Below are 1,597 nucleotides of genomic sequence, written 5' to 3' on the forward strand. Positions count from 1 at the left end.
GTCCGTCAGGGCCTTCCACGTCGCCGCGGGCGGGAACTGGACCGGCGGTTCATCGGGGAACGGAATGGCCGAACGCTCTACTTGCATCAGCGTCAAGAGCCATCGCTCCTGACGGACGCGTTGCAGGTCTCGGAGGTCCCGGAGATTCTGTTCGTTCAGGCTGGTGTAATAGGCCGCGGTCGCCGCCACGGGAACCGGCGCGCCTTGCGCCAACAGGTCTTCCCGAAGACGTTGGGATTGCCGATTGGCTTCCTCGTCGCGTCCGATGTCCATCAAGTCGTGGATGGTGCGGACCCGCGCGATCGTACGGTTTTCCGTCATTTCACGGATCGTCTCATTCAGCCGCTGCGATTTCGCGCGTGCGAGGTCCGCGGCTTCCCTCTCAAGGCGCCGTTTGATCCGCACGCCTTGGGTGTCGACGTTGCGCAGCGCGTCCTGCAGTTTCTTTTCAAGGGCTTGCTGCACCTTGGGAGCTACGTCGGGATTGTTGTGGACGATGTCGAGCAGCTTCTTGAGGTCCTCGTGGGCCGCATCGGGGCTGGTCGGAAGGATGCGTTCGGCGGCCTGGATGGCTTCGCGAACGATCTGTTGCACGCGCTGCGACTCCGCCTCTTGGCGTGCTTGCACGTCCTTGAGCGGATCGGGCGCGGGCTGGCCGGCGGCGTCCTTCTTAGGCTCTTCCTGTTGGAGCAACACGAGTTGATCGCGGGTGAGTTTCGACCGCTCCTTGTTCGGCTTCAGGCGCAGCAACGCATCCTCGCCCTTGGGCTGCATCTGAATCAGTTTTTCGGGCGTGAGCTTGCCCGTGCGCAGCTTTTCCGCAACGTCGCGAGCGGCAAGCGCTTCCTCATTGTTGGGGTCGATCTTGAGGGCCTGTTCGAGCAGATTCGCGGCGGCTTCATATTTCTTGTCTTGCATCGCCCATTCGCCTTCGGCGAGCAAGTCGGCGACGGCCAATTGCGTCCGCATGGCGGCGTCCGGCAGCAGGCGATTCGCCGCGATCAGCGCGGGGCGGTCCTTCGTCTTTTGCCACTGGTCGATAATCCCGACCAGGAAGTAATTGTCGGCTTCCGATTCGGGAAGCGGGAACTTCAAGGACACCGTGGCCGTCTTGCCGGCGACGGTTCCCTTGATCGTGCCGGTTAAATCGCCGTCCGGCTGAATCTTGGCGGCGACCAGCGTGGCCGTATCCGCGCGCAGCGGCGGCAGTTTGCTGGGAAAGTATTCGAGTGCGGCCTTGCACATCACGAACTCGGTCGGATAGAGGACGGGAACGGCGAGCGCTTCGCGGAAACGCTTGTCGACGTCGTTGAGTTCATCGTTGGGCAGCACGCGGATTGGAGCGCCGCCGGTGCCGCTGGCGAGGGAGTGCAGATTCTTGGGATCAAGTCGCAATCCCAATGGAACGGGGTAGAAGCCGATTTCGTGAGCCACCATGTCATCGGCGAGCTTTGCGAGGTCTTCGTCTTTCAATTCCTCGACGACGCTCATGCCGTCGCCCATGTAGAGGATGACTTGCTGGCGGCCGGCTTTGTTTTGGAAACTGCCCATGGCCTTGGCCAGACCGCTCTTGAGATTGGTAGCGCCAAGGGGAACT

Annotated in this window: 1 protein-coding gene; it reads right to left on the reverse strand. The window is 62.0% G+C overall.

Features of this window, described 5'->3' with window-relative positions; translation table 11 throughout:
- Positions 1-1,597, reverse strand: a 1,597-nt coding sequence (locus VGY55_03110; GenBank protein ID HEV2968951.1) for a hypothetical protein, incomplete at both ends; no start/stop codon positions are given.

Source organism: Pirellulales bacterium, from assembly GCA_035939775.1.
Lineage (GTDB): Bacteria > Planctomycetota > Planctomycetia > Pirellulales > DATAWG01 > DASZFO01.